The organism is Nocardia wallacei, from assembly GCF_014466955.1.
Classification (GTDB): domain Bacteria; phylum Actinomycetota; class Actinomycetes; order Mycobacteriales; family Mycobacteriaceae; genus Nocardia; species Nocardia wallacei.
This window is the reverse complement of sequence record NZ_AP023396.1, coordinates 2,574,335-2,596,776: the sequence shown is the minus strand read 5'-3', so window position 1 is coordinate 2,596,776 and position 22,442 is coordinate 2,574,335. Positions and strand designations below refer to the sequence as shown.

Sequence of the window (22,442 nt, the reverse complement as noted above, 5' to 3'; positions counted from 1 at the left end):
AGAGAGTTCCCTTAGATTGTTCGGATCAAACGCGCCCGAGTCGCCTTTTCTCGTCATCGATCTCGCCCGGGTGCGCGAGAACTTCCACACCTTGCGGTCGGCACTGCCCACGGCGCGAATCCGGTTCGCGGTCAAGGCTTCTCCGGTTCCGGAGCTCATCCGGCTGCTGGACGCCCTGGGCGCGGAGTTCGACGTCGCCAGCGTCGGCGAGATCGAGCAGGGCCTGAGCCTGGGTGTCGACCCGGCCGCGCTGTCCTACGGCAACACCCTCAAGAAGGCGAGCCACATCGCCGCCGCGCACGCCGCGGGCGTGCGCCGGTTCGCCTTCGACACCGAGGACGATCTGGACCGCATCGCCGCGCACGCCCCGGGCGCGGAGGTGGAGTGCCGCTTCCTGGCCGCCGCGCCGCAGTCGCGGACACCGTTCGGCGCCAAGTTCGGCTGCGCGCCCGGCGAGGCCGTCCGGCTCCTGGTTCGCGCCCGCGACCTGGGGTTGCAGCCGCTGGGCCCCTATTTCCACGTCGGCTCCCAGCAGCTGGATCCGGCGGCGTGGCAGATCGGCATCGAGCAGGCGGGCGCCATCGCGGAAGCGTTGGCGGTCAAGGACATTGCGGTGCGTTCGGTGAATATCGGTGGCGGCCTGCCGATTTCGTACGCCGACGCGGCCCCGCCGCTGTCCGAGCTGGGCGCGACGATCGCCGCGGCGGCGGCGCGCCATCTCCCCGAGCACGCCGACCTGGTGGTGGAGCCCGGCCGCGCCCTGGTGGGCAACGCGGGCGTGATCCACGCCGAGGTCGTCAACGTCCGCGTCGCGCCGGACGGACGGCGCTGGGTATACCTCGATATCGGCCGCTACAACGGCATGGCCGAAACCGAGAACGAGTACATCGCCTACCGGATCGAGACCTTACGAGACGGTGACCCTCGCGACGAGGCCGTGATCGCCGGTCCGACCTGCGACGGAGACGATGTACTCTATCAACGCACACGGGTCCTGCTGCCGACCACGTTGCGAGCCGGTGATCCCGTTCGGATCCTCGATACCGGCGCTTATACGGCGAGCTATTCGTCGGTGTCCTTCAACGGTTTTCCGCCTTTGACTGTTCATGTCATCGGCGCTGAGCGAGAGTGAGTTTGCCCATGACGGCAGAATTCACCGGCTGGCACGTGCTGGCCGAGTTCGGTGGTGTCGACGTAGCGCTGTGCGACGATCTCGAACGCCTCGAAGCCGCACTTCGAAAATCGTTGGTCGCCGCGGGCGTGACGATCTGCGATGTGGTGCACAAGAAGTTCGAGCCGATGGGTGTCACGGTGCTGGCGCTGCTGTCGGAGTCGCACGCGTCGATCCACACCTATCCGGAGTCCGGTGACATCTTCGTCGACGTGTTCACCTGCGGCAGTATCGGCGCCGGCGCGCGGCAGGCGGTCGACCTGCTGGCCGCGGAACTGTCGCCGCGGACGGTGCACACCGAGGTGATCCAGCGCGGCCACAGCGCGCGGCGCATCCACGAGCCGGTGGGCGCCGGGCTGACCCGGGTGTGGGACCTGCGGGAGGTGCTGGTCGACACCCGAACTCCGTTCCAGCACATGGTGATCGCGCGCACCGAGCAGGGCGTCTCGCTGTTCTCCGACGACGACCGCCAGTCCACCGAGTTCTCCCAGCTGACCTACCACGAGGCCATGTTGGTGCCGGCGTACGCGCTGGCGGCGAAGCTGGACAACGTGCTGATCATCGGTTCCGGCGAGGGCGTGGCCAGTCAGATGTCGGTGGCGGCGGGCGCGTCGCGCGTCGATCACGTCGACATCGACCAGCTCGAGGTGGAGCTGTGCGCGAGGCATCTGCCCTACGGCTACACCGAGGCCGACCTGGCGGCGGCGGTGGCCGCGACCGGGCCGATCCGGATGCACTACGCCGACGGCTGGGATTTCCTGGGCCGGGCCGAGGCCGAGGGGGTGCGCTACGACGTGATCGTCATCGATCTGCCCGACGAGCGGGTCGAGGACGCCCAGCACAACCGCCTGTACGAGGAGGAGTTCCTCGGTCGATGTCGCGCGCTGCTGTCCGAGGGCGGCGTGCTGGCCGCGCAGGCGGGCTGTGCGACCATGTGGCGCAACGAAACCCTGAAGCGGTCGTGGCAGCGCTTCCGTGACCTGTTCGACACCGTCGTGCCCTACGGCTCGGACGAACACGAGTGGACGTTCCTGTTCGGTGTCGCGCAGCCGATCGCGGATCCGGTCGCGGTGATGACCGAGAAGCTGTCGCAGTTGCCGTATCGTGCGGCGACCATCGACGAGCGGGCCCTGGTGCGCGGCGCCATCGAGCCGCACGCGCTACGGATCGGCGCCGCCGTCGGTTGACTCCGAGGTCTCGCGGAATTCGCCTCGCGCCCGCCCGGATAGCTTGCCCGGGCGGGCGTTTCGGTGTGCGACGCCGGACGGAGAGCGCCCGGCGTCAGGACAGGTATGCCCCGAGAACCGCTGCGGGCAGGAACTTTTCGCGCTCGGAGTGGGCGGGTTCGCGGCCGAGTACGTAGCGCAGTTCCGTGCGCCGCCGCATCTTCAGTTTGCGGTAGGTGTGGGTCAGATGCTGTTCCACGGTGCTCACGGTCACGCCGAGTGTGTCCGCGATCTGACGGTTGGGCACGCCCTTGGCGGCCAGTTCCGCCACGCGATATTCGGCGGCGCTCAGCTCGGCCACGGCGACACCCGCCGGCGCCGGGGCTGATTCCGCCGCAGCGTCTTTCGCGGAGTAGGCGCCGACACGTTCCGGATCGCGATCCGGATGCGACCAGGCGGCGCACATGGCGCGGACGATCTCGTCGGGGCAGGTCATGACGACTCCGATCGCCGGTGTGGTCGGTCCTCCGATTGACCCGCGAACCGCCCGCGGGGTCAACCCCGGCGAGAACCCCTAGCGCCCGCTACGGCAGCTCCGGAGCCTCGATACCCAACTCCCGCAGCCGATTCCGGTAGATCTCCACATTGGCGAGCTTGATGTCCTCGTAACCGCGGACCACGTCGTGCAGGGCGGCCGCCTCGGCCGCGCGGTCGTAGTCGGTGGCGAGGGTGTCCGCGAGCGTGGTCACCATCGCGGTGTAATGGGCCAGCAGGGCACGTTCGACCTTGCGCACGCGGGTGTATCCGAACGGATCGAACCTGGTGCCGCGCAGGCGCTTTCCCTCGGCCAGTACCCGCAGCGCGACCCGGCCGCGCGGACCGATGCCGATCTTCTTCGTGCGCCCCAGCGCCCGCAGTACGGGCGGGTGCAGGCGGTAGGTGAGCCGGGAGCCGCCGGGCACCTGCGCTCGCACCTCGGCCAGGAACGCCGGATCGACCAGGCGGCGCGCCACCTCGTACTCGTCCTTGTATGCCGTGAACTTGTACAGCCCGCGCGCCACCTGCTCGCTGAACTCGGTGCGGCCGGTGACCCGCCGCTGCGCCTGCCAGATCCGTTCCATCGTCCGCACGTAGTCGCGGGCGACCCACGGGCCCTGGAAGCCGATCAGCTCCACGGCCCGTAGCTCGACCAGCCGCCGCGTCTCACCGGTCGCGGTGAGTCCGTCGAACAGATCGGACGGGACATCGGCCGCGGCCCGGCCCGGACGCCGGGTCGCGGTCGCGGCGGCGAATTCCGCGGGCCGCGCCACCGCGGCCCTGCCCCAGCGGAACGCGGCGATATTCGCCCGCACCGCCACGCCGTTGATCTCGATGGCCTCCTCGATGGCCGCCGGGGGCAGTCGCAGCCCGCCGAGCTGACAGGCCGCGCCCACGAGCAGGAAATTGGCGGCGGCGGTGTCGCCGAACAGCGCCTGCGCGGCGGCCAGCGCGTCGAACGAACGCACCGTGCGCGAGACCTGTTCCAGCCGCGCCAGCAGTGATTCGGTCTCCGGGTAGCGAACGGACTTGTCGTACACCATGTCTCCGGTGGGTGTGCGGCTCGTCGACGCCACCGACAGCGTGTGCGCACCGGACCCGTAGGCGAGATTCTTCGGGTCCGCGGCGGCGAGCAGGTCGAAGGCGATGAGGCAGTCCGCCGAACCCGGGGTGAGCCGGTTCGACGGCTCCAGCGCATCCGGCGCGAACCGCAGATGCGACACCACCGGCCCGGCCTTCTGGCTCAGCCCGATCTGGTCCAGGCTCGCCACCTCGTATCCGGCGCGCAGCGCGGCGGTGGCCAGCACCTGGTTCACGGTGACGATGCCGGTGCCGCCGATCCCGGCCAGGAAGACGTTCTGCGTGGAAGCCGGTGCGGCGCGGACGATGTCGTCGACCTCGGGCGGTTCGGGCCGACTCGGCTCGCGCCGGGGCATCCTTGCCGGATCGGGCAGTTCCACGGTCACGAACGACGGGCAGTCGCCGTCGAGGCAGCTGTAGTCGGTGTTGCAGGAGGTCTGATCGATGCGGGTCTTGCGGCCGAATTCGGTGTCCACCGGCTGCACCGACAGGCAGTTGCTCTTCGTCCCGCAGTCGCCACAGCCCTCGCACACCGCCTCGTTGACGATCACCCGGGTGCGCCGCACCGGCAGGGCGCCGCGCTTGCGCTTGCGGCGCGCGTCGGCGGCGCAGTGCTGGTCGTAGATCAGTACGGTCACGCCCGGGATCTCGCGCAGCACGCGCTGTGCCTCGTCGAGCCGGTCGCGGTGCCACAGCTCGGTGCCCGCCGCCAGATCCCGCTTGCGGTACTTCTTCGGTTCGTCCGCGCAGACGATGATCCGCCGGACTCCTTCCAGGCTCAGCTTGTGCGTCAGCCGCGGCACCGCGAGCGCGCCCTCGGCGTCCTGGGCGCCGGTCATCGCGACCACGTCGTTGTAGAGCAGTTTGAAGGTGATGTTCACCCCCGCCGCGACGCACGCCTGTACGGCCAGCTGGCCGGAGTGGAAATACGTGCCGTCACCGATGTTCTGGAACAGGTGCGGCACATCGGTGAACGGCGCCTGCCCGATCCACTGCGCGCCCTCCCCGCCCATCTGGGTCAGGCCGGTCACCCGGCTGTCCGTGCGGCCCGACATCGTCACCAGGGTGTGGCAGCCGATACCGCCACCGGCCAGCGAGCCGTCCGGGACGGCGGTGGACCGGTTGTGCGGGCAGCCGCTACAGAAGTAGGCGGCCCGCTTGGTCGGCAGCACCGACAGCGACAAAGGTTGCGGCAGCGGGCGTTTCGTCTCGACGCAGCCGTCCAGCGCCCGGCGCAGCGGTCCGGCGATCCGGCCCGCGGTCAGCTCGCCGTCGTGGGCGAACAGCGGCCGTCCCGACTCGTCGCGCTTGCCGAGGACCCGCGGCGCGTCGGCGGCGCCGTAGAGAATGTCGCGGATCTGGGTCTCGATGAACGCGGTCTTGTCCTCGACCACGATCACCCGCGACAGTCCGGTGGCGAATTCCCGGACCCGTTCGGCGGCGACGGGATAGGGCATGCCGATGCGCAGCAGTCGTATCCCGGCGCGTGCCAGCGCGTCGTCGTCCACGCCGAGGTCGAGCAGCGACTGCCGGACGGCATCGAAAGTGGTTCCGGTGGCGGCGATCCCGACCGTCGCGCGCCCCGGATTCACCTCGATCACATCGAGTTCGTTGCGCGTGCTGTACGCCTTGACGATCTCCCAGCGCGGGCCGTACAGGTCGGCCTCGGCCGCGATGCTGTCGGCGGGCGCCGCCATCGGCCGTTGCCGATAGGTGAAAGGCTTTCCCTCCCAGTCGATCTCCGGCACGGAGATGTTCACCTCGCCCACCCGGCCGTCCACCGTCCACGCGCCGTCGGCCACATCCGCGACGATCTTCAACGCCACCAGGCACCCCGACGCCCGCGACAACGCCACCCCGTGCAGGCCCATCGTGACGATCTCGGACGCGTTGCGCGGGAACAGCACCGGGATGTGCAACGCGGCCAGCGACCGCTCCGAGACGGCGGGCACGGTCGACGACTTCGCCGCCGGATCGTCGCCCACCAGCAGCAGCACGCCGCCGTTCGGGTCGGCGCCGTACATGTTCGCGTGCCGCAGCGCGTCGGTCGCCCGATCCAGTCCGGGCCCCTTGCCGTACCAGACCCCGACCACGCCGTCGTGGGTGGCCTTACCCGCCGGCAACTGCCCCTGACTACCCCACACCGCGGTCGCGGCCAGCTCCTCGTTCAATCCCGGCACGAAGCGAATGTCGTGGTTTGCCAGCACTTCCGGCATCCCCGACAGCATCCGGTCCACCCCGCCCAGCGGCGAGCCCTGATACCCGGAGACGAACGTGCCCACCCGGCGCCCCGCGCGCAGGTCACGCACGTGCTGCTCGACCAGCTGCCGCGCGATCGCCTGCACGCCGGTCAGGACGACGGTGCCCGCGCCGACGCGGTAGCGATCGGCGAGGTCGTACGGTGCTGCGAACAGTTCGCGGTCGGCGAGTTCGGTCATCTGATCCACCCGTCCGTTCGGCGCCGATCGGGCGCCTCCCTAGTTGAGCATTCGTCGCCGTCATCCTGTCTCTGTAGCGCTGAATGAACAATAGACAGACCAAAAATTGAGCAATATGCGCAAAGTGTGCCACGCGCAGTGGGCACCAACCATGCAGAGTGCGGGCTGTATTGTGACCCGTAACACTACTCTAGGCGGCCGCCGCACCCAGCAAATCCGCGGCCGCATCCCGAATCGGCGTCAGATCCACCTCGACGGCGATCGACTCCTCCCGCGGGAACTCGTCGGTGAGTTTCTCGGCGCCGAACAGCGCTCGCACGAAGACCGGATACACCGTGCGCGCCAGCATCCGGCCCGCGACCACGGCGCTCTCGGACTCCGAGAAGCCCTGCCGCTGCGCGATATACGCCGCCAGCCGGTCGCAGGTATCGGTGAACATCGTCTCGTGGTAGCGCGCCGAGGCGTCGGGCAGCCGTTCCGCCTCGGTGATCACCAACCGGCAGGTGCGCACGATGGGCCGCCACAGCAGGGTCTGCAGGAAACGGCCACAGAACAGGGTGACCGCCTCTACCGTGTCCGGACTGTAGTGGCCGGGCTCCTTCAGCTTGTCCAGGTGCAGTTCGCGCACGAACTCGATCACGGCCCGAAACAGCGCGTCCTTGTTCTCGAAGTGCGCGTACACCGACCGCTTCGAGGTCGCCGCCCGCGCCGCCACCACATCCATCGACGCCCGGTCGTAGCCCAGCTCGAGGAAGACCTCCTTCGCCGCGAACAGGATGTGCTCTCGCAGCTCGCTACCGCGCCTCGCCATGCCTCTTCCCTTCCCGCCAAGTAAACGGTACGGTTTAGTTTACTTTCGTTCCTCACTCAGGAGATGCGCATGATCGTCGTCACGACACCTACAGGCAGTATCGGTCACCAGGTGCTCACGGCCGTCCTCGACAGCGGACGACCGGTCCGGGTGATCGCCCGCGATCCCGCCCGGCTGCCGGAGCGGGCCCGGGCGGAGGCGGAGATCGTGCGCGGCTCGATGGCCGATTCCGGTGTCGTCGCCGACGCGTTCACCGGCGCCGACAGCGTGTTCTGGGTGGTGCCGCCGGACCCCCGGGCCGGGGGCATCGCGGGCCACGTCATCGAATTCACCCGCCCCCTGTGCGACGCGATCGCCACGAAGCGGATCGAGCGCGTGGTCGCGGTGTCCAGCCTGGGCCGTGCCACCGCCCGCAACGCCGGGCAGATCTCGGCCATCTTCGCCATGGACCACCTGGTGGAGAGCACCGGCGTGCACTATCGGTCGCTGTGCCCGCCCGGATTCATGGAGAACCTGCTTCGCCAGGTGGCGACGATCCGCGACCAGGGCGTGTTCTTCGGACCGACGGCCGGGGATCGCCGGGCGCCGCAGTGTTCCACCCGCGACATCGCGGCCGTCGCGGCGGAACTGCTGCTCGACAATTCCTGGACCGGACAGTCGAGCGTGCCGATCCTGGGCCCGGCGGATCTGTCGTCCGACGAGATGGCCGAGATCGTGTCGGAGGTGCTGGGACGGCCCGTGCGCTACCAGCAGGTGGACCCCGACGCGTTCAAGGCGAATCTCACCGGCAACGGCCTCTCCGACGCCTGGGCCCAGGGCCTGCTCGACATGGCGAATGCCGTGGACCAGGGCATCTACGATGCCGAGGCGGCTTTGGACGAGTACCGCACGCCCACCGGCTTCCGGCAGTGGTGCGAGGAGGTGCTCGAGCCCGCCGTCGCGGCCTGATCAGGCGGCCACCGTCTCCGCGGCCAGGAACTTCTGCACGAATTCCGTTGCGCGGCGGTCGAACTCGGCATACTGAGCCTCGCGTTCGGTGCCCGCCACCGCGTCGCCGATGAGCAGGTTGCCCGCGGCGTCGATGCGCTGGGGGCGCTCCTCGGCGTCGGGCAGCAGGCCGACCGCCGAATAGGAGAACCCGCAGTAGTAGGCGATGCCCTCGCTGAGCGTGGTCTCCAGGATGCGCTGCATGCCCTCGTTGATGGGATCGTCGGAGGTCGCGCCCGCCAGGCCGAGCCACAGCATGCGCTTGCCCGCCAGGCGGGGTTTGCTGCGGCCGTAGGCGAAGCCGTAGTTCCACACCCGATCGATCCAGCCCTTCAGTAGAGCGGGCAGGCTCTGCCAATACACCGGGAAGACCGCGACGACGATCTCGGCGGCGAGCAGCCGGCGCATGTGCGCGTGCACCTGCTCGGAGTACTGCTTGTCGCGGTTGCCCCAATCCGGCTGGTCGGCCACCGTCATGCGCGGGTCGAAACCCTCGGCCTCGAGGTCCAGCAGGTCGACGCGGTAGCCCGCGGACTCCAGTTGCGCGGCGGTGCGCCGGGCGGTGTGCGCGGTGAGCGAATCGGTCCGGTGGTGCGCGACGACCACGAGGGCCGTCCGGGTGGTCTCACTGCCGTTGTGCTGCACGGTTTCTCCTGGTTTCGCGGTGATACGTCCGTTTCAGTACACCCGCGCGCGCATGGATGATCCATGGGAGAAACGCTCCGATTCATAGGTGATCGTCTACGATGGTGGTCGTGGATCCTTTGAGTTCGCTACTCGGCGGCATCCGGGCCGAGGGTTCGGTGGTCAGTCACGCCGTGCTGGAGGCACCGTGGACCATTCGTTTCGCCGATCGGGCGCCGCTCACGATGATCAGTGTGCTGCGCGGGGCGGGCACGTTGATCCTGTCCGACGGCACCCGGCGCGCGGTCGGCGTGGGCGATACCGCCATCGTGCGCGGCCCCGAGCCCTTCCGCCTCGCCGACTGCCCGGACGCTGCCGGCCGGCCGCCCGTGGAGTACGAAATAGCCTGCTTCACACCGGATGTCGAATGCACCGCCCAAGATCTGGGCGGCATCCGCTGGGGCAACGACCCGAACGGGGCGACGGCCCTGATCGCGGGCGCCTACCGGGCCTCCGGTCACCGCCACGAACGACTGCTGCGCGCCCTGCCGCCGGTGCTGGTGGTCACCGAGGACACCGAGGTGTGCGACTGGCTCGAGTCCGCCGCCGCCGACGCCGCGGCGCGCTCGGCCGGTTCGCAGGCGCTGATGGACCGGCTGCTCGACTGGGCGCTGGTCTGCACGCTGCGCACCTGGTTCGACCGCGCGGGCGCCGACGCTCCCGGCTGGTATCGCGGCCTGGCCGACCCGATGCTCGCGCCCGCGCTGCGGGCGTTCCACGACCGCCCGTCCGCAGGGTGGACGGTGTCCGCTCTCGCCGCCGAATCCGGCGTCTCCCGAGCGCTTTTCGCCAAACGCTTCACCGCGGTGATGGGCCGCCCGCCGCTGACCTACCTCACCGAATGCCGCATGGACGAGGCCGAGGTACTACTGTCCGACACCGATCTCACCATCGCCCGCATCGCCGAAACCGTGGGCTACGCGGACGCATTCGGCTTCAGCGCCGCGTTCAAACGGCATCGCGGCATGAGCCCCAGCGCTTTTCGCGCCCAGGCCGACGCTCATCGGGCCGCTTCCGGTCCGCCACTCCAGCGGGCGAGCCGGGCCAGGTAGCGGTCGAGATGGTCGGTGGCGAAAACCTCTGCGTGCCAGTCGTTGCGGGTGACGTCGGCGGTCCAGACGTAGGTCGGCACGGGCCGGTCGTATCCGATCAGCGGGATCGTGCGCAGTTCGTACTCGTCGTCCTCGAAGGCGTCGATGATCTCCCATTCGGCCGGGGTCAATCCGTTGAGCACCAGCCCGCCCGCCATCCGGCCCGGCTGGGCCACCAGGCCCGGGTACAACCGTCCGGGCAGCGCCGCCACCCGCCGATCCGGCGCCACGCCGAGATCGTGATCGGGGGTGCGGCCGAGCAGCCCCTCGAGCACCGGAGCGAATTGCAGCGTGCCGTACACGAACAGCCGGTCCCGGACGCCGTCGAGCCGAGGTGACCGACGCGCCCGCGACGGGGCGTTCATGCCGCCCGCCACGACAGCTCACCGGTTCGCTGTCTCGTTGCCACACCCCTGCCGACAGACCCCTTCGCGCACGTACATCCCATGTCTCCACTGTGCCGAACGCGCACGCGCCGCCGCGGCGGATAGGGGCGTGACCTCTCTCACGACAGCACATCGTGCGACATAACCGCATGGCAGACGTCCTACTGCCACGATTCGCGCCCATTCGCCCGCCGCACGCCGAATGCTCCGCCGCGCCGGGCAATTCACGCACGCTACATAATTGCTGACAGTGTCGGCTCAGCCCGCCGGACGCACCGTCGCCCCCGACAATCGCGCGAACGCGTGCGGGTCGTGCGAGCAGAAGATGGTGATCTGATGCCCGTAGTCGCGATTGAGCTCGACCAGCCTGCGCTGGTTCTCGCGATAGGCGCCGCGCACGATCGAACCCAGTTCGTAGAGTTGCCACCGCAGCGGCGTGCGCGGCCCGGCCGGGTCGATCTCGCTGACCACATAGAACGCGTCGCCCGCGTGCAACAGCCAGCCGGTGCCGGTGTCGACCGCCACGCCGACATGCCCGCGGGTATGTCCCGGCAACGGCACCACCAGGATGTCCGGCGGCAGACCGGGCAGGTCGCGCACCGCGCGGAACCCGAACCACTCGTCGCCGCCGTCCAATTCGTTCACCATCCAGCGCGGCCCGTGCGACCACTGCGCGGCCCGGTAGCGCATCCGCTCCGAGGCCGTGCGGCCCGCCGTCGCCGCGCGGAACTCCGGCCCGTGCACGTGCACCGTGGCCTCGGGGAAGTCGGCCAGCCCACCGGCGTGGTCGAGGTCGAGGTGGGTGAGCACGATGTGCCGGACATCCGCCGGGTCGTAACCGAGGCCCTGAATCTGCCGTATCGCCGTCTCGTGCTCGGCGAACTGCGCGCCCAGGAAATGCCGGCTCGGGCCCACCAGGCGTCGCGGATCGCGCACGCAGTCGAGCCCGAACCCGGTGTCCACCAGGACCAGACCCGCTTTGGTCTCGAGGAGCAGGCAGTGATCGACCATGCCCTGGGACATGCTGCCGCAGTTGAGGTGATGAATCCGCACGTCGAGAGCGTGTCAGACGCTCCGCCACCGGTCAATCGCACTGGCAGCGGGGGCGCTCACATCGGGCGGTGCGCGCGAATGATCTCCGCCAGCCGCTCGTAGTCCTCGGCACGGGCGGTCGACCCGCGGAACACCAGACCGAGTGTGCGCCCCGGCGCGGGCTGCGCGAACCGCGCGATATCCAATGTGCCCCGCGCGGTTTCGGATGCCACCGCCATCTCGGGGATCAGCGTCACGCCCAGCCCGCCGGCCACGCACTGCACCACGGTCGCCAGCGACGCCGCGCGGGTGTCGCCGACCGGGCCGGGGCGTACGTCCTGCGACCGGCACAGGTCCAGGGTCTGGTCGCGCAGGCAGTGTCCCTCGTCGAGCAGCAGCAGCGGCAGGCTGTCGAGGGCCGAAGGCGCGACGCCGGTCTGCCCGGCCAACTCGTGGCCGCGCGGGGTCACCAGCACGAATTCCTCGGTGTAGAGCGGGATCTCGACCAGTCCGGTCGCCTCGTTCGGCAGCGCCAGCAGCGCCACGTCGAGCACCCCGCTGCGCAGCCCGTCGAGCAACCGCGCGGTCTGGTCCTCGATCACGTGCGGCACCAATGCCGGTAGCTGCCTGCGTAACTCGGGTAACAGGCGTGGCAGCACATACGGCGCGACGGTCGGGATGAGGCCGAGACGCAGGGTGCCGCCGAGCCCGTCACCCGAGGCCGACGCGACGAACCGGTCGGCCGCTTCCAACGTCGCCATCGCTTGTGGCAGTAGCCTTTTGCCCGCGGCGGTCACCAGGACGCGGCGCGTGCTGCGTTCGATCAGCTGGAGCCCCAACCCGTTTTCCAGTGATGCCAGCGCCTGCGATAACGTGGGTTGGCTCACAGATAGCCGGGCGGCCGCGGTGCCGAAATGGCGATACTCGGCGATCGCCACGAACGCACGCAGCTGTGACAGGGTGGGCTGATAAGTCTGATCAGTCACGCCTATCAGTGTAGTGCGACTGATCACCTTTACCTTTTACCGGCCTCCGGGCAAGATCAACCGCGAAGACTTCGCACGGCAATCCCGACACACGAAGAAGGAGCAAGCATGGCCCTGCTGACCATCGGCGACCAGTTCCCCGCCTACAACCTCACCGCGGTGATCGGTGGCGATCTGTCCAAGGTGAATGCTCAGCAGCCCGACGATTACTTCACCCAGGTCTCCAGCGACGACTACGCCGGCAAGTGGCGGATCGTGTTCTTCTGGCCGAAGGACTTCACCTTCGTCTGCCCGACCGAGATCGCCGCGTTCGGCAAGCTGAACGACGAGTTCGCCGACCGCGACGCGCAGGTGCTGGGCGCCTCGGTCGACAACGAGTTCGTGCACTTCCAGTGGCGGGCGCAGCACGAGGACCTGAAGACGCTGCCGTTCCCGATGCTGTCGGACATCAAGCGGGAACTGGCCACCGCCACCGGCGTGCTCAACGCCGACGGTGTCGCCGACCGTGCCACCTTCATCGTCGACCCGAACAACGAGATCCAGTTCGTGTCGGTCACCGCCGGTTCGGTCGGCCGCAACGTCGACGAGGTGCTGCGGGTCCTCGACGCGCTGCAGTCCGACGAGCTGTGCGCGTGCAACTGGAAGAAGGGCGACCCGACCATCGACGCCGGCGAGCTGCTGGCCGCGAGCGTCTGATCCATCCGACCCAGGAGCAACAGTTGTCTGTCGAGAACCTGAAGAACTCGCTTCCCGAGTACGCCAAGGACCTCAAGCTCAATCTGTCCTCGATCGCGCGGACCACCGTGCTGAACGAGCAGCAGCTGTGGGGCACCCTGCTCGCCACCGCCGCGGCCACCCGCTCGCCGAGCACGCTGCGTGAGATCGCCGAGGAGGCCGCCGACACCCTGTCGGCGGAGGCCTACAACGCTGCCCTCGGCGCGGCCTCGATCATGGGCATGAACAACGTGTTCTATCGAGGCAAGGCCTTCCTCGACGGTCGCTACGACGACCTGCGAGCGGGCCTGCGCATGCAGATCATCGGCAACCCCGGCGTCGACAAGGCGGACTTCGAGCTGTGGTCCTTCGCGGTCTCGTCGATCAACGGTTGCCAGCACTGCCTCGAGGCGCACGAGCACACCCTGCGCGAGGCAGGCGTCTCCCGGGAGGCGATCTTCGAAGCCCTCCGGGCCGCCGCGATCGTCGCGGGCGTGGCCCAGGCGGTCCAGACCACCGAGTCCCTGGCGACCGTCGACGCCTGACCCGGCACGCGAGGTGCCCTGCCCCGGACCGCTTGGGGCAGGGCACTTTTGCTTGCGTAACCCGCCCACTCGGCGACGACGACGATAAGACTGTGCCCGGGGGATGCGGCCGTCATGGCGGTAATGGGCGTGGCTGCCGCTGCGGGGACAGGCGTGGCTATCGGCGGGCAGCGAGCGGGCGACCTGCCTGATCACAGTGCTACACGGAGCGAGATGCTCGTCACTCACGCCCCCGGTGGGCGGGGTTGCCACGAGTAGGCTGGGGCACCATGGGCGCACTCGAAAGCGACGGTACGCAGGTCGAGGTGGTTCGGGTCTTCACCGACGCGACGGGACGGTTCGGCAATCCACTGGGCATCGCCCGCGCCGCCGATGTCGTCGACGTCGATCACCAGGCGCTGGCGGCGCGGGCCGGGTACAGCGAGACGGTGGTGGTCGAGCAGCCGGTCCAGGACACTGCGCGGATGCGCATCTACACCCCCGCCGTCGAGTTGCCGTTCGCCGGGCATCCGACCGTCGGGACCGCGTGGTGGCTGTCGGAACAGGGCACGCCGGTGAAGGTGCTGGAGGTCCCGGCCGGACCGGTCGCGGTCGCGCCGGTCGAGGGGCTGATCTGGGTGCAGGCCCGCGCGGAGTGGGCCCCCGCCTTCCGCTTCCACGAATTCGGCGATCCCGCCTTGGTCGCGACACTGGACCCGGCCGACTTCCCCGCGGGCCAGCACTACGTCTGGTCCTGGACCGACGAGGGCCGCGGCGCCGTTCGCACCCGCATGTTCGCCCCGGCCATGGGCATCGCCGAAGACGAGGCCACCGGCGCCGCCGCCATCGCACTCACGGCCCAGCTCCGCCGGGGGCTGATCATCACCCAGGGCCAGGGCTCCCAGCTGTTCACCGAATGGGATTCCGACGGCTGGGTCCGCCTCGGCGGCCGTACCGTCGCCGACCACCCCGTAGTCCTGTAACCCGGTGGCCCGCAGGCCCCGGGGCCTGTCAGCCGACCGCCGCGGCGAGCAGCATGTAGGCCGTGCCGAGATCCATGACCAGGTGCGGGACGACGGCCGCGCGCCCCGACCGATGCGGGAGTGCGTGCGGGAGAAGGTTTTTCGCGGCCGGGACGAGCATGAGGACGGCGTCGGCGGTGAACAGCGCGGCCAGCAGGATCATGGGCAGTCGCGGGGCGGTGTGGTGGGCACCGTACGCGTGCCCCGACATGGCCCAGAGCATCGCCCCGGCGGCGAGCACGTGGTAAACGAGCGGGGCCACCGGTACGGCGATCGTGCCCGGGCCGGCGGCGCGGCGCCGCAGCACGCGTCCGGCCAGTAACGCGCTGTACACGACGACCATCGCCGTCAGCACGCCGTGTACCGCGGCGGGCGCCGCGGCGACCGGGAACATCAGCATCGCCAGCATCACCACGCACATGAGCAGGTGCGCGGCGTCCGCCTCACGGTCTGCCGGAGGTACCGGAATTGCCACTTCCCCATGGCAATTCGACGGGCGATTCGACGCCGGACCCGCCGCCGCGAACCGCGCCGCCACGAGCACGGCCGTCACCGCGAACGCCGCCGTCACACCCCAGCGCAGTGCTTCGTACTCCACCATGAAAGCGCCCACGCCCACACCTCCGACCGGCCGTCCCTCCATGCTCGCACCCCCGTGCCGCCCCCGGCCACCGCCCGCCTGCCGCCATCGCTGCCTCTGAACTGTCCCCGCACTGCCCCTGCCGCGCAACGAGTCGGCACCACGCCCGCGACAATCGAGGCGAGAAGTAGCACCGGGTGCCCGGCCGCATTCCGCACCGGGACCGCGCGCCGGATCCGGCCCGCCCACAACGCCGATCGAAGGCAGGAGTAGCGCCTTTGCCCGGCTGCCCAGCCCGGACGGTTGTCCCGCATGGAATCCGGCCTGCCCGAACGGCCCGCGCCGCCGCATCACACTCCCGCATCAACCGGACAACGTCCCGCAATGCCGCACCACACTCCGCATCACCGGACCACGTCCCACACCGCCGCACCACACTCCGCATCACCGGACCACGTCCCACGCCGCCGCACCACACTCCGCATCACCGGACCACGTCCCGCGCCGCCGCATCACACCCCCGCATCACCGGACGACCTCCCACGCCGCCGCATCACACCCCCGCATCACCGGACGACCTCCCACGCCGCCGCATCACACCCCCGCATCACCGGACGACGTCCCGCGCTGTCGCACGACGAATCTCGAAGCGTTGACGCCAGGGCGATCCGGCTCGAGCACGCACTCGCACCACCGAGACGGCGGAAGCCACATGATTCGGTGCCGATTCAGGTCCGGCCGGGTCAGCCCAGTGCGCGGCCGAACGCCGCTGCCATCTCGGCGACCTGTTCCTCGGTGATCACGAAGGAAGGGGAGAGCTGTAGTGCGCCCTGGCCCGCGGCGCGGCCCGATACGCCTTGGGCGCGCAACGCGCGCACCATCGCCGGAGCCTCGGCGGGGTCGGCGAGCTGGACCGCGGCGACCGCGCCGAGTCCACTGCGGACCTCGGCGACGCGCGGGTGCGCGGCCAGAGGCGAGAAGTGTTCGTGGAGTAGGGTTTCCAGGTTCTTGCTGGCATCCAGTAGGTGCTCGCGCTCGATGATGTCGAGGTTCGCCATCGCGGCCGCCGCGGCGCCCGCGTGACCGCCGTAGGTGTATCCGTGGCGGAACCACACGCCGCCGGAGAAGAACGGCTCGGCGACCCACGGGGCGGCGAACACCGCGCCCATCGGGAGGTAGCCGGAGGTGAGGCCCTTGGCGGTGGTCATCAGGTCCGGCTCCAGTCCGAAACGCGAAGAGGCGAACCAGGATCCGCCGATCCGGCCGAACCCGGTGACCACCTCGTCGGCGACGAACAGGATGTCGTGCTCGCGGCACAACCGGCGCACCTCGGCCAGATATCCCTCCGGCGGCGGATATACCCCGCCCGCGCCGATGACGGGCTCGCAGAAGAAGGCCGCGATCCGCTCGGCGCCGACCTCGTCGATCAACTCCCGCAGCGCCCGCGGATCGTGCCACTCGACGGTGCGGGCGTCGGCCATCAGCTCGCCGTACCCCTCCCGGTTCACCGCGATGCCGCCGAGCGCCGTGCCCGCGACGTGCATGCCGTGGTAGGCCAATCGGCGTCCGACGATCAGGGTCTTGTCCGGCCGCCCCAGTTCGCGCCAAAACCGGCGAGCCAACTTGGCGGCGGTGTCGACCGAATCGGAGCCGCCGGAGGTGAACAAGATCTTACTCCCCGGCACCGGCGCCAACTCGGCCAGCCGCCGCGCGAGCTCCTGCGTCACCGGCGCGGTGATGTCACCGAAGTTGGAGTAGTGCGCCAGTTCGGACAGCTGCGCCGCGACCGCGTCGGCGATCTCGCGCCGGCCATGCCCGACATTGGTGAACCACAGCCCGGCGGTGGCGTCGAGGTAACGGTTCCCGGCGCGGTCCCAGACGTAGGCGCCCGCACCGCGAGCCACCACGAAGGCTCCGTCCCGCTCGACGGCGCCCATATCCGCGAAACCGTGCCACAGCGCACCCATCTCAGGCTCCTCTCCTCGGCACGTTACTCACCGCGCCCCCGCTGACGGCACCCCGCCCGATCTCGAGCGAATTTCCGGCTATTCGAACCCCGGCCGACGCGAATACCGCGCCGCCAGACTACCCGGGCGCGATCGGGGAGACCGGCACACCGAGGCCACCACCATGAGGCTCACACCCGCGACAGCCCTTGGGCAGACCTCCGGCACATTCCGGCCCGGGGCCAGGTGGCTCCGGACCCCTCGGTTGCCACCGACTACTCAGGCCGAACCGGCGAACCGCTGCCGCCCGACGTCACCGCGCAGCCGGGCGAGCGGGCGGCGCAGTGCGGCCGAAACGCCCGCTCCCAGCGCGCGAACCTGAGTACGGAGCAGGGCCGCGATCCCCAGCAGCACGGAGACAACGCGCAGGGCACGGACCCACATCGGCGTTCCGAAACCAGCGGTCATGGACCGATGGTGGCATACCGGGCGGTACGCGAGGAATGACAGCGACCCGATAGCAATCGTTCGGTGATCTGCGCCGCCCCCGCGACGCGATCCCCCGGCGCCGACTTCGCTACCCTGGTTGATGCAATGACCAGGACCGCCGCCCTTCCCCGCGAGCTCCGAACCCGCCTGGCCGATCTCTCGATCCGCGACGAACACCGGTTGCGCCGGCGGCTCGACAAGGCCCGCGGCGGCGACCTCGGCGACCTCGAGACCGACATAGCCGCCGCCGAACAGCGCATCGCGACCCGCCGCGCCGCCGTACCGGAGATCCGCTATCCCGAGCAGCTACCGGTATCGGCACGCCGCGACGACATCGCCGCGGCCATCGCCGCACATCAGGTCGTGGTCGTGGCCGGCGAGACCGGCTCGGGCAAGACCACCCAAATCCCCAAGATCTGCCTGGAACTGGGTCGCGGCATTCGCGGCACCATCGGGCACACCCAGCCGCGGCGGCTGGCCGCGCGCACCGTCGCCGAGCGCATCGCCGAGGAACTGGGCACCGAACTGGGCGACGTGGTCGGCTACACCGTCCGCTTCACCGACCAGGCCTCCGACCGGACCCTGGTCAAGCTGATGACCGATGGCATCCTGCTCGCCGAGATCCAGCGCGACCGGCTGCTGCGCCGCTACGACACGATCATCATCGACGAGGCCCACGAGCGCAGTCTCAACATCGACTTCCTGCTCGGCTATCTGAAGCAGTTGCTGCCCCGCCGGCCGGATCTGAAGGTGATCATCACCTCGGCCACGATCGATCCGGAGCTGTTCGCACGGCACTTCTCCGACGACCAGGGCAGGCCCGCGCCGATCGTCGAGGTGTCGGGACGGTCGTATCCGGTGGAGATCCGCTACCGCCCGCTGCTGCCGGACGCTCCCGCGCGGACCGAGGACGACGACGCGGAGGAATCCGCCAGCGGCGACTCCGTGACGGCCCGCGATCCGGTCGACGCTGTCGGCGACGCGGTCACCGAACTGCTCGCCGAGGGCGACGGTGACGTGCTGGTGTTCCTGTCCGGCGAGCGCGAGATCCGCGACACCGCCGACGCGCTGCGCGATCTGAAACTGCCCCGCACGGAGATACTGCCGCTGTACGCGCGGCTGTCGGCGGCCGAACAGCACCGAGTGTTCCAGTCGCACACGGGTCGTCGCGTGGTACTGGCCACCAATGTGGCCGAGACGTCGCTGACCGTGCCCGGCATCCGCTACGTCGTGGACCCGGGTACCGCGCGCATCTCGCGCTACTCGATGCGGACCAAGGTGCAGCGGCTGCCGATCGAGCCGATCTCGCAGGCGTCGGCCCGGCAGCGGTCCGGCCGCTGTGGCCGCGTCGCCGACGGCATCTGCATCCGGCTCTACTCCGAGGCCGATTTCCAGGCGCGTCCGCAGTTCACCGAGCCGGAGATCCTGCGCACCAATCTGGCCGCGGTCATCCTGCAGATGGCCGCGCTCGGCCTCGGCGATATCGAGAGCTTCCCGTTCGTGGAACCGCCGGATCAGCGGGCCATCCGCGATGGCATCGCACTGCTCGAGGAGCTCGGCGCATTGGCACGCAACTCCGCGGCCGACGACGAGAAGGCCCAGAGCACAACGAAATCCGGGCCGCAGCACCGTCGCCACCGCGCGGCCATGGTCGGCGATCTGATGCTGACCGCGGTCGGCCGCGAGATGGCGCAGATTCCGGTCGATCCGCGCATGGGCCGAATGCTGGTGCAGGCCAACCGCAACGGCTGCCTGCCCGAGGTGCTGGTGATCGTGGCGGCACTGTCGATCCAGGACGTCCGCGAGCGCCCGGCCGAGTTCCAGCAGGCCGCCGACGCCAAACATGCCCGGTTCACCGTGGGCGATTCGGACTTCCTGGCCTACCTGCGACTCTGGGACTACCTGCGGACGCAGCGGAACACATTGTCGTCCAATCAGTTCCGGCGGCGGTGCCGCGAGGAATTCCTGCACTACCTGCGCATCCGGGAATGGCAGGACCTGCACGGTCAGCTGCGCACCATCACCAAGGGCCTGGGCTGGCACAGTGACGGCAAGGTCGCGGCGGTGCGGGACGAGACCGACCCGCTGCCCTGGGACGCCACGGCCATCCACCAGTCGCTGCTGGCGGGCATGCTGTCCCATATCGGCGTGCGGGAGGCCGAGACCCGGGAATTCCTGGGCGCGCGCAACGCCAAGTTCATGATCTTCCCCGGCTCCGCGCTGGCCAAGAAACCGCCGCGCTGGGTGATGGCCGCCGAACTGGTGGAGACCTCGCGCCTGTGGGGACGCATGGCCGGGCGCATCGAACCGGAATGGGCCGAGCGGCTGGCCGGCGATCTGGTGAAACGCACCTACTCAGAACCGCACTGGTCGGCCAAGCGCGGCGCGGCGATGGCGTACGAGCGCGTGACCCTGTACGGCATTCCGCTGGTGACCCAGCGGCGTGTCGATTTCGGTCGCATCGACGCGCCCCTTTCCCGCGAACTGTTCATCAGACACGCACTGGTGCAAGGGGAATGGCAGACGCGCCACGAGTTCTTCCATCGCAACCGGGAACTGCTCGACGATGTCGCCGATCTGGAGAACCGCGCGCGGCGCCGCGATATTCTCGTCGACGATCAGGTGCTGTTCGAGTTCTACGATCAGCGCCTGCCCGCCGATATCGTCTCGGTACGGCATTTCGACAGCTGGTGGCGGAAAGCGAAACGGGAAAATCCCACACTACTGGACTTCTCGGCCTCGACGGTGGTGAACGAGGACGCGGCGCGGCTGGACCCGACCGCATTCCCGGACAGCTGGCGGCAGGGCGAGCTGACCTTCGCTCTCACTTATCAATTCGAGCCCGGGCAGGCGGATGACGGTGTGACCGTGCACATTCCGGTCGCGCAGCTGGCGCACGTGCGCGCCGTCGGGTTCGACTGGCTGGTGCCCGGAATGCGCGAGGAATTGGCTGCCGCCCTGATCAAAACACTGCCGAAACAGCTGCGCCGCAGCGTGGTTCCGGCCCCGGACTTCGCCCGCGCGGCACTGGCCCGGCTCACGCCGCGGGCCGAACCACTGCGCACCGGGCTGGCCCGGGAGCTGTCCCGGCTGGGTTCGGTGCCGATCGCCCCGGCCGACCTGGACCCCGCGGCGCTGCCCGACCACTTGCGCATGACCTTCGCCGCCATCGCGCCCGACGGCACGGTGCTCGATCGCGGCAAGAGCCTGGCGGCGCTGAAATCCGCGCTGGCCGACCAGGTCTCGAAATCGGTCGCACGCGCCACCGCGGCCGCCGAACGGGCGCCCGCGACGGTGTGGACGTCGGAGTCGCTGGGCACCCTGGCGCCGACCGTGCGCCGCGAGGTGGGCGGGCAGACCATCACCGGCTATCCGGCTCTGGTCCCCGAGGGTGACGGGGTCGCCGTTCGGGTGCTGTCCTCACCGGTCCAGCAGGCCGCCGCCATGCGGGCGGGCACCCGCGCGCTGGTGCTGAGCGAATTGCCGTCCTCGCCGCGCGCGGTCACCGCGGGCCTGTCCCCGGCCGACCGGCTGGCATTGACCCAGAACCCGTACGGCTCGCTGGACGCGCTCGTGGAGGACTGCCGCGCCTGCGCCGCCGACGAGCTGATCGCCGCGAACGGCGGTCCGGTCCGCGCGCCCGAGGAGTTCCGGGCCCTGGTCGACCGGATCCGCCCGCGGTTCTCCGAGACCGTCGCGCGGATCGTCCGGCTGGTGGTTCCGGTACTCGCCGAGGCCCATCGGGTGCGTACGGCGCTGTCGGAGACCACGAATCGCGAGGTCGCCGAGGATGTCACTCATCAGCTGGACGAGCTGGTCTTTCCCGGGTTCGTCCGGGAGTTCGGCAGTGCCCGGCTGCGGGAACTGCCCCGCTACCTGCAGGCGGCGGTCGCCCGGCTGGAGGCACTGCCCGCATCGGCCGACCGGGATCGGCGCGGCATGGCCGAACTCGATCGCGTGCACGCCGCCTACCAGCGACTGCTCGACGCGCTACCGGAGGCCCGCCGCACCGCCCGCGAGGTCACCGAGATCTGGTGGATGACAGAGGAATTGCGGGTCAGCCTGTTCGCGCAGCAGCTCGGCACGCCATATCCGGTGTCGGCCAAGCGAATCGAGAAGGTGATCGCCGCCGTGCGGGCGACGCCGGCCCGGAACGCGACACCGGCCCGGAAATCGGCGGGCTGACCGGTCCGGTCCGGGCTCAGTCCGCGCTGACGCCGACCGCGTGCTCGGCGCGGTGGCGTCGCAGATCGGCGATCTCCTGCTCGAAATCCTCGGCGGAGCTGAAGGATCGATACACCGAGGCGAAACGCAGGTACGCCACCTCGTCCAGGTCGCGCAGCGGACCCAGGATGGCAAGCCCCACCTCGTGGCTCGGCACCTCCGGCGACCCCTTGGCCCGCACCGCGTCCTCCACCTGCTGCGCGAGCAGGTTCAGGGCGTCGTCGTCGACCTCGCGGCCCTGGCAGGCCCGGCGCACGCCACGAATCACCTTCTCACGGCTGAACGGCTCGGTGACGCCGCTGCGCTTCACCACGGAGAGGATCGCGGTCTCGACAGTGGTGAAGCGCCGCCCACATTTCGGGCAGGCACGACGACGCCTGATGGCCGAGCCTTCCTCGGCCTCACGCGAGTCGACGACCCGCGAATCCGGGTGCCGGCAGTACGGGCAATGCATCCGAGATCCTTCGTCGATGCCTGCATCGGTCACGGCGACATCGAACATCACCGTATGGGTCCAGCGCCTGCTGCGTCGGTGTGCAGCAACCTCGAGGATACCCGCAGGACAGCGACGATG

The 22,442-nt window shown here is 69.8% G+C and carries 19 protein-coding genes; 8 read left to right on the top strand and 11 right to left on the bottom strand.

The window, feature by feature from the left end:
* The first annotated feature begins 16 nt into the window (after positions 1 to 16).
* A complete protein-coding gene (locus NWFMUON74_RS11810; RefSeq protein WP_187687853.1) occupies positions 17 to 1,132 on the top strand; it encodes a type III PLP-dependent enzyme in 1,116 nt (371 codons plus the stop codon).
* An 8-nt stretch (positions 1,133 to 1,140) separates the two neighbouring features.
* On the top strand, positions 1,141 to 2,358 hold the full coding sequence (gene speD, locus NWFMUON74_RS11805) for an adenosylmethionine decarboxylase (RefSeq protein ID WP_187687852.1): 1,218 nt from the start codon (positions 1,141 to 1,143) through the stop codon (positions 2,356 to 2,358).
* Positions 2,359 to 2,452: 94 nt separating this feature from the next.
* On the opposite strand, the gene NWFMUON74_RS11800 is transcribed toward speD, so the two are convergent.
* From NWFMUON74_RS11800 to NWFMUON74_RS11790, 3 genes are all read right to left on the bottom strand, one after another.
* Positions 2,453 to 2,833: a helix-turn-helix domain-containing protein gene (locus NWFMUON74_RS11800; protein WP_187687851.1), complete on the bottom strand. Its 381-nt coding sequence runs from the start codon at positions 2,831 to 2,833 to the stop codon at positions 2,453 to 2,455.
* A gap of 88 nt (positions 2,834 to 2,921) precedes the next feature.
* Complete coding sequence (locus tag NWFMUON74_RS11795) at positions 2,922 to 6,392, bottom strand: indolepyruvate ferredoxin oxidoreductase family protein (RefSeq protein ID WP_187687850.1); 3,471 nt, start codon at positions 6,390 to 6,392, stop codon at positions 2,922 to 2,924.
* Positions 6,393 to 6,582: 190 nt separating this feature from the next.
* Positions 6,583 to 7,203 (bottom strand): TetR/AcrR family transcriptional regulator, encoded by a 621-nt coding sequence (locus NWFMUON74_RS11790; protein ID WP_187687849.1) that lies wholly within the window; start codon positions 7,201 to 7,203, stop codon positions 6,583 to 6,585.
* A 69-nt stretch (positions 7,204 to 7,272) separates the two neighbouring features.
* Here NWFMUON74_RS11790 and NWFMUON74_RS11785 point away from each other — a divergent pair, with 69 nt between their 5' ends.
* The gene (locus NWFMUON74_RS11785) at positions 7,273 to 8,151 is read left to right on the top strand and encodes an NmrA family NAD(P)-binding protein (RefSeq protein WP_187687848.1); all 879 of its coding nucleotides are present in this window, start codon (positions 7,273 to 7,275) and stop codon (positions 8,149 to 8,151) included.
* On the opposite strand, the gene NWFMUON74_RS11780 is transcribed toward NWFMUON74_RS11785, so the two are convergent.
* A complete protein-coding gene (locus NWFMUON74_RS11780) occupies positions 8,152 to 8,835 on the bottom strand; it encodes an NAD(P)H oxidoreductase (protein WP_187687847.1) in 684 nt (227 codons plus the stop codon).
* A gap of 110 nt (positions 8,836 to 8,945) precedes the next feature.
* Here NWFMUON74_RS11780 and NWFMUON74_RS11775 point away from each other — a divergent pair, with 110 nt between their 5' ends.
* The gene (locus NWFMUON74_RS11775; RefSeq protein ID WP_197987004.1) at positions 8,946 to 9,926 is read left to right on the top strand and encodes an AraC family transcriptional regulator; all 981 of its coding nucleotides are present in this window, start codon (positions 8,946 to 8,948) and stop codon (positions 9,924 to 9,926) included.
* Here NWFMUON74_RS11775 and NWFMUON74_RS11770 read toward each other — a convergent pair.
* The 3 genes from NWFMUON74_RS11770 to NWFMUON74_RS11760 form a co-directional block, all read right to left on the bottom strand.
* Positions 9,875 to 10,330 carry a gamma-glutamylcyclotransferase family protein gene (locus NWFMUON74_RS11770; RefSeq protein ID WP_187687845.1) on the bottom strand — a complete coding sequence of 152 codons (456 nt, stop codon included), beginning with the start codon at positions 10,328 to 10,330 and terminating at the stop codon, positions 9,875 to 9,877. The genes NWFMUON74_RS11775 and NWFMUON74_RS11770 overlap by 52 nt on opposite strands.
* A 279-nt stretch (positions 10,331 to 10,609) precedes the next feature.
* Positions 10,610 to 11,404, bottom strand: coding sequence for an MBL fold metallo-hydrolase (locus NWFMUON74_RS11765; RefSeq protein WP_187687844.1), 795 nt, complete (start codon positions 11,402 to 11,404; stop codon positions 10,610 to 10,612).
* Positions 11,405 to 11,460: 56 nt separating this feature from the next.
* Positions 11,461 to 12,369: a hydrogen peroxide-inducible genes activator gene (locus NWFMUON74_RS11760; protein WP_187687843.1), complete on the bottom strand. Its 909-nt coding sequence runs from the start codon at positions 12,367 to 12,369 to the stop codon at positions 11,461 to 11,463.
* 108 nt (positions 12,370 to 12,477) lie between these two features.
* On the opposite strand from NWFMUON74_RS11760, the gene NWFMUON74_RS11755 reads away from it, so the two are divergent.
* The 3 genes from NWFMUON74_RS11755 to NWFMUON74_RS11745 all read left to right on the top strand — a co-directional run bounded on the left by NWFMUON74_RS11755 (position 12,478) and on the right by NWFMUON74_RS11745 (position 14,590).
* Entirely contained in the window at positions 12,478 to 13,065 is a 588-nt protein-coding gene (locus NWFMUON74_RS11755) for a peroxiredoxin (RefSeq protein ID WP_187687842.1), read from the top strand.
* A gap of 23 nt (positions 13,066 to 13,088) precedes the next feature.
* The gene (locus tag NWFMUON74_RS11750) at positions 13,089 to 13,628 is read left to right on the top strand and encodes an alkyl hydroperoxide reductase (RefSeq protein ID WP_187687841.1); all 540 of its coding nucleotides are present in this window, start codon (positions 13,089 to 13,091) and stop codon (positions 13,626 to 13,628) included.
* A 269-nt stretch (positions 13,629 to 13,897) separates the two neighbouring features.
* Positions 13,898 to 14,590, top strand: a complete 693-nt coding sequence (locus NWFMUON74_RS11745) for a PhzF family phenazine biosynthesis protein (RefSeq protein ID WP_187687840.1) — start codon at positions 13,898 to 13,900, stop codon at positions 14,588 to 14,590.
* Between the two features lie 28 nt (positions 14,591 to 14,618).
* On the opposite strand, the gene NWFMUON74_RS11740 is transcribed toward NWFMUON74_RS11745, so the two are convergent.
* From NWFMUON74_RS11740 to NWFMUON74_RS11730, 3 genes are all read right to left on the bottom strand, one after another.
* On the bottom strand, positions 14,619 to 15,242 hold the full coding sequence (locus tag NWFMUON74_RS11740; RefSeq protein ID WP_197987003.1) for a DUF5134 domain-containing protein: 624 nt from the start codon (positions 15,240 to 15,242) through the stop codon (positions 14,619 to 14,621).
* A gap of 710 nt (positions 15,243 to 15,952) precedes the next feature.
* On the bottom strand, positions 15,953 to 17,176 hold the full coding sequence (locus tag NWFMUON74_RS11735) for an aminotransferase family protein (protein WP_187687838.1): 1,224 nt from the start codon (positions 17,174 to 17,176) through the stop codon (positions 15,953 to 15,955).
* Positions 17,177 to 17,434: 258 nt separating this feature from the next.
* Positions 17,435 to 17,623, bottom strand: coding sequence for a hypothetical protein (locus tag NWFMUON74_RS11730; RefSeq protein ID WP_187687837.1), 189 nt, complete (start codon positions 17,621 to 17,623; stop codon positions 17,435 to 17,437).
* A gap of 126 nt (positions 17,624 to 17,749) precedes the next feature.
* On the opposite strand from NWFMUON74_RS11730, the gene hrpA reads away from it, so the two are divergent.
* A complete protein-coding gene (hrpA, locus tag NWFMUON74_RS11725; RefSeq protein WP_187687836.1) occupies positions 17,750 to 21,829 on the top strand; it encodes an ATP-dependent RNA helicase HrpA in 4,080 nt (1,359 codons plus the stop codon).
* Between the two features lie 16 nt (positions 21,830 to 21,845).
* On the opposite strand, the gene nrdR is transcribed toward hrpA, so the two are convergent.
* Positions 21,846 to 22,322 carry a transcriptional regulator NrdR gene (gene nrdR / locus NWFMUON74_RS11720; RefSeq protein WP_187689093.1) on the bottom strand — a complete coding sequence of 159 codons (477 nt, stop codon included), beginning with the start codon at positions 22,320 to 22,322 and terminating at the stop codon, positions 21,846 to 21,848.
* Positions 22,323 to 22,442 lie beyond the last annotated feature (120 nt).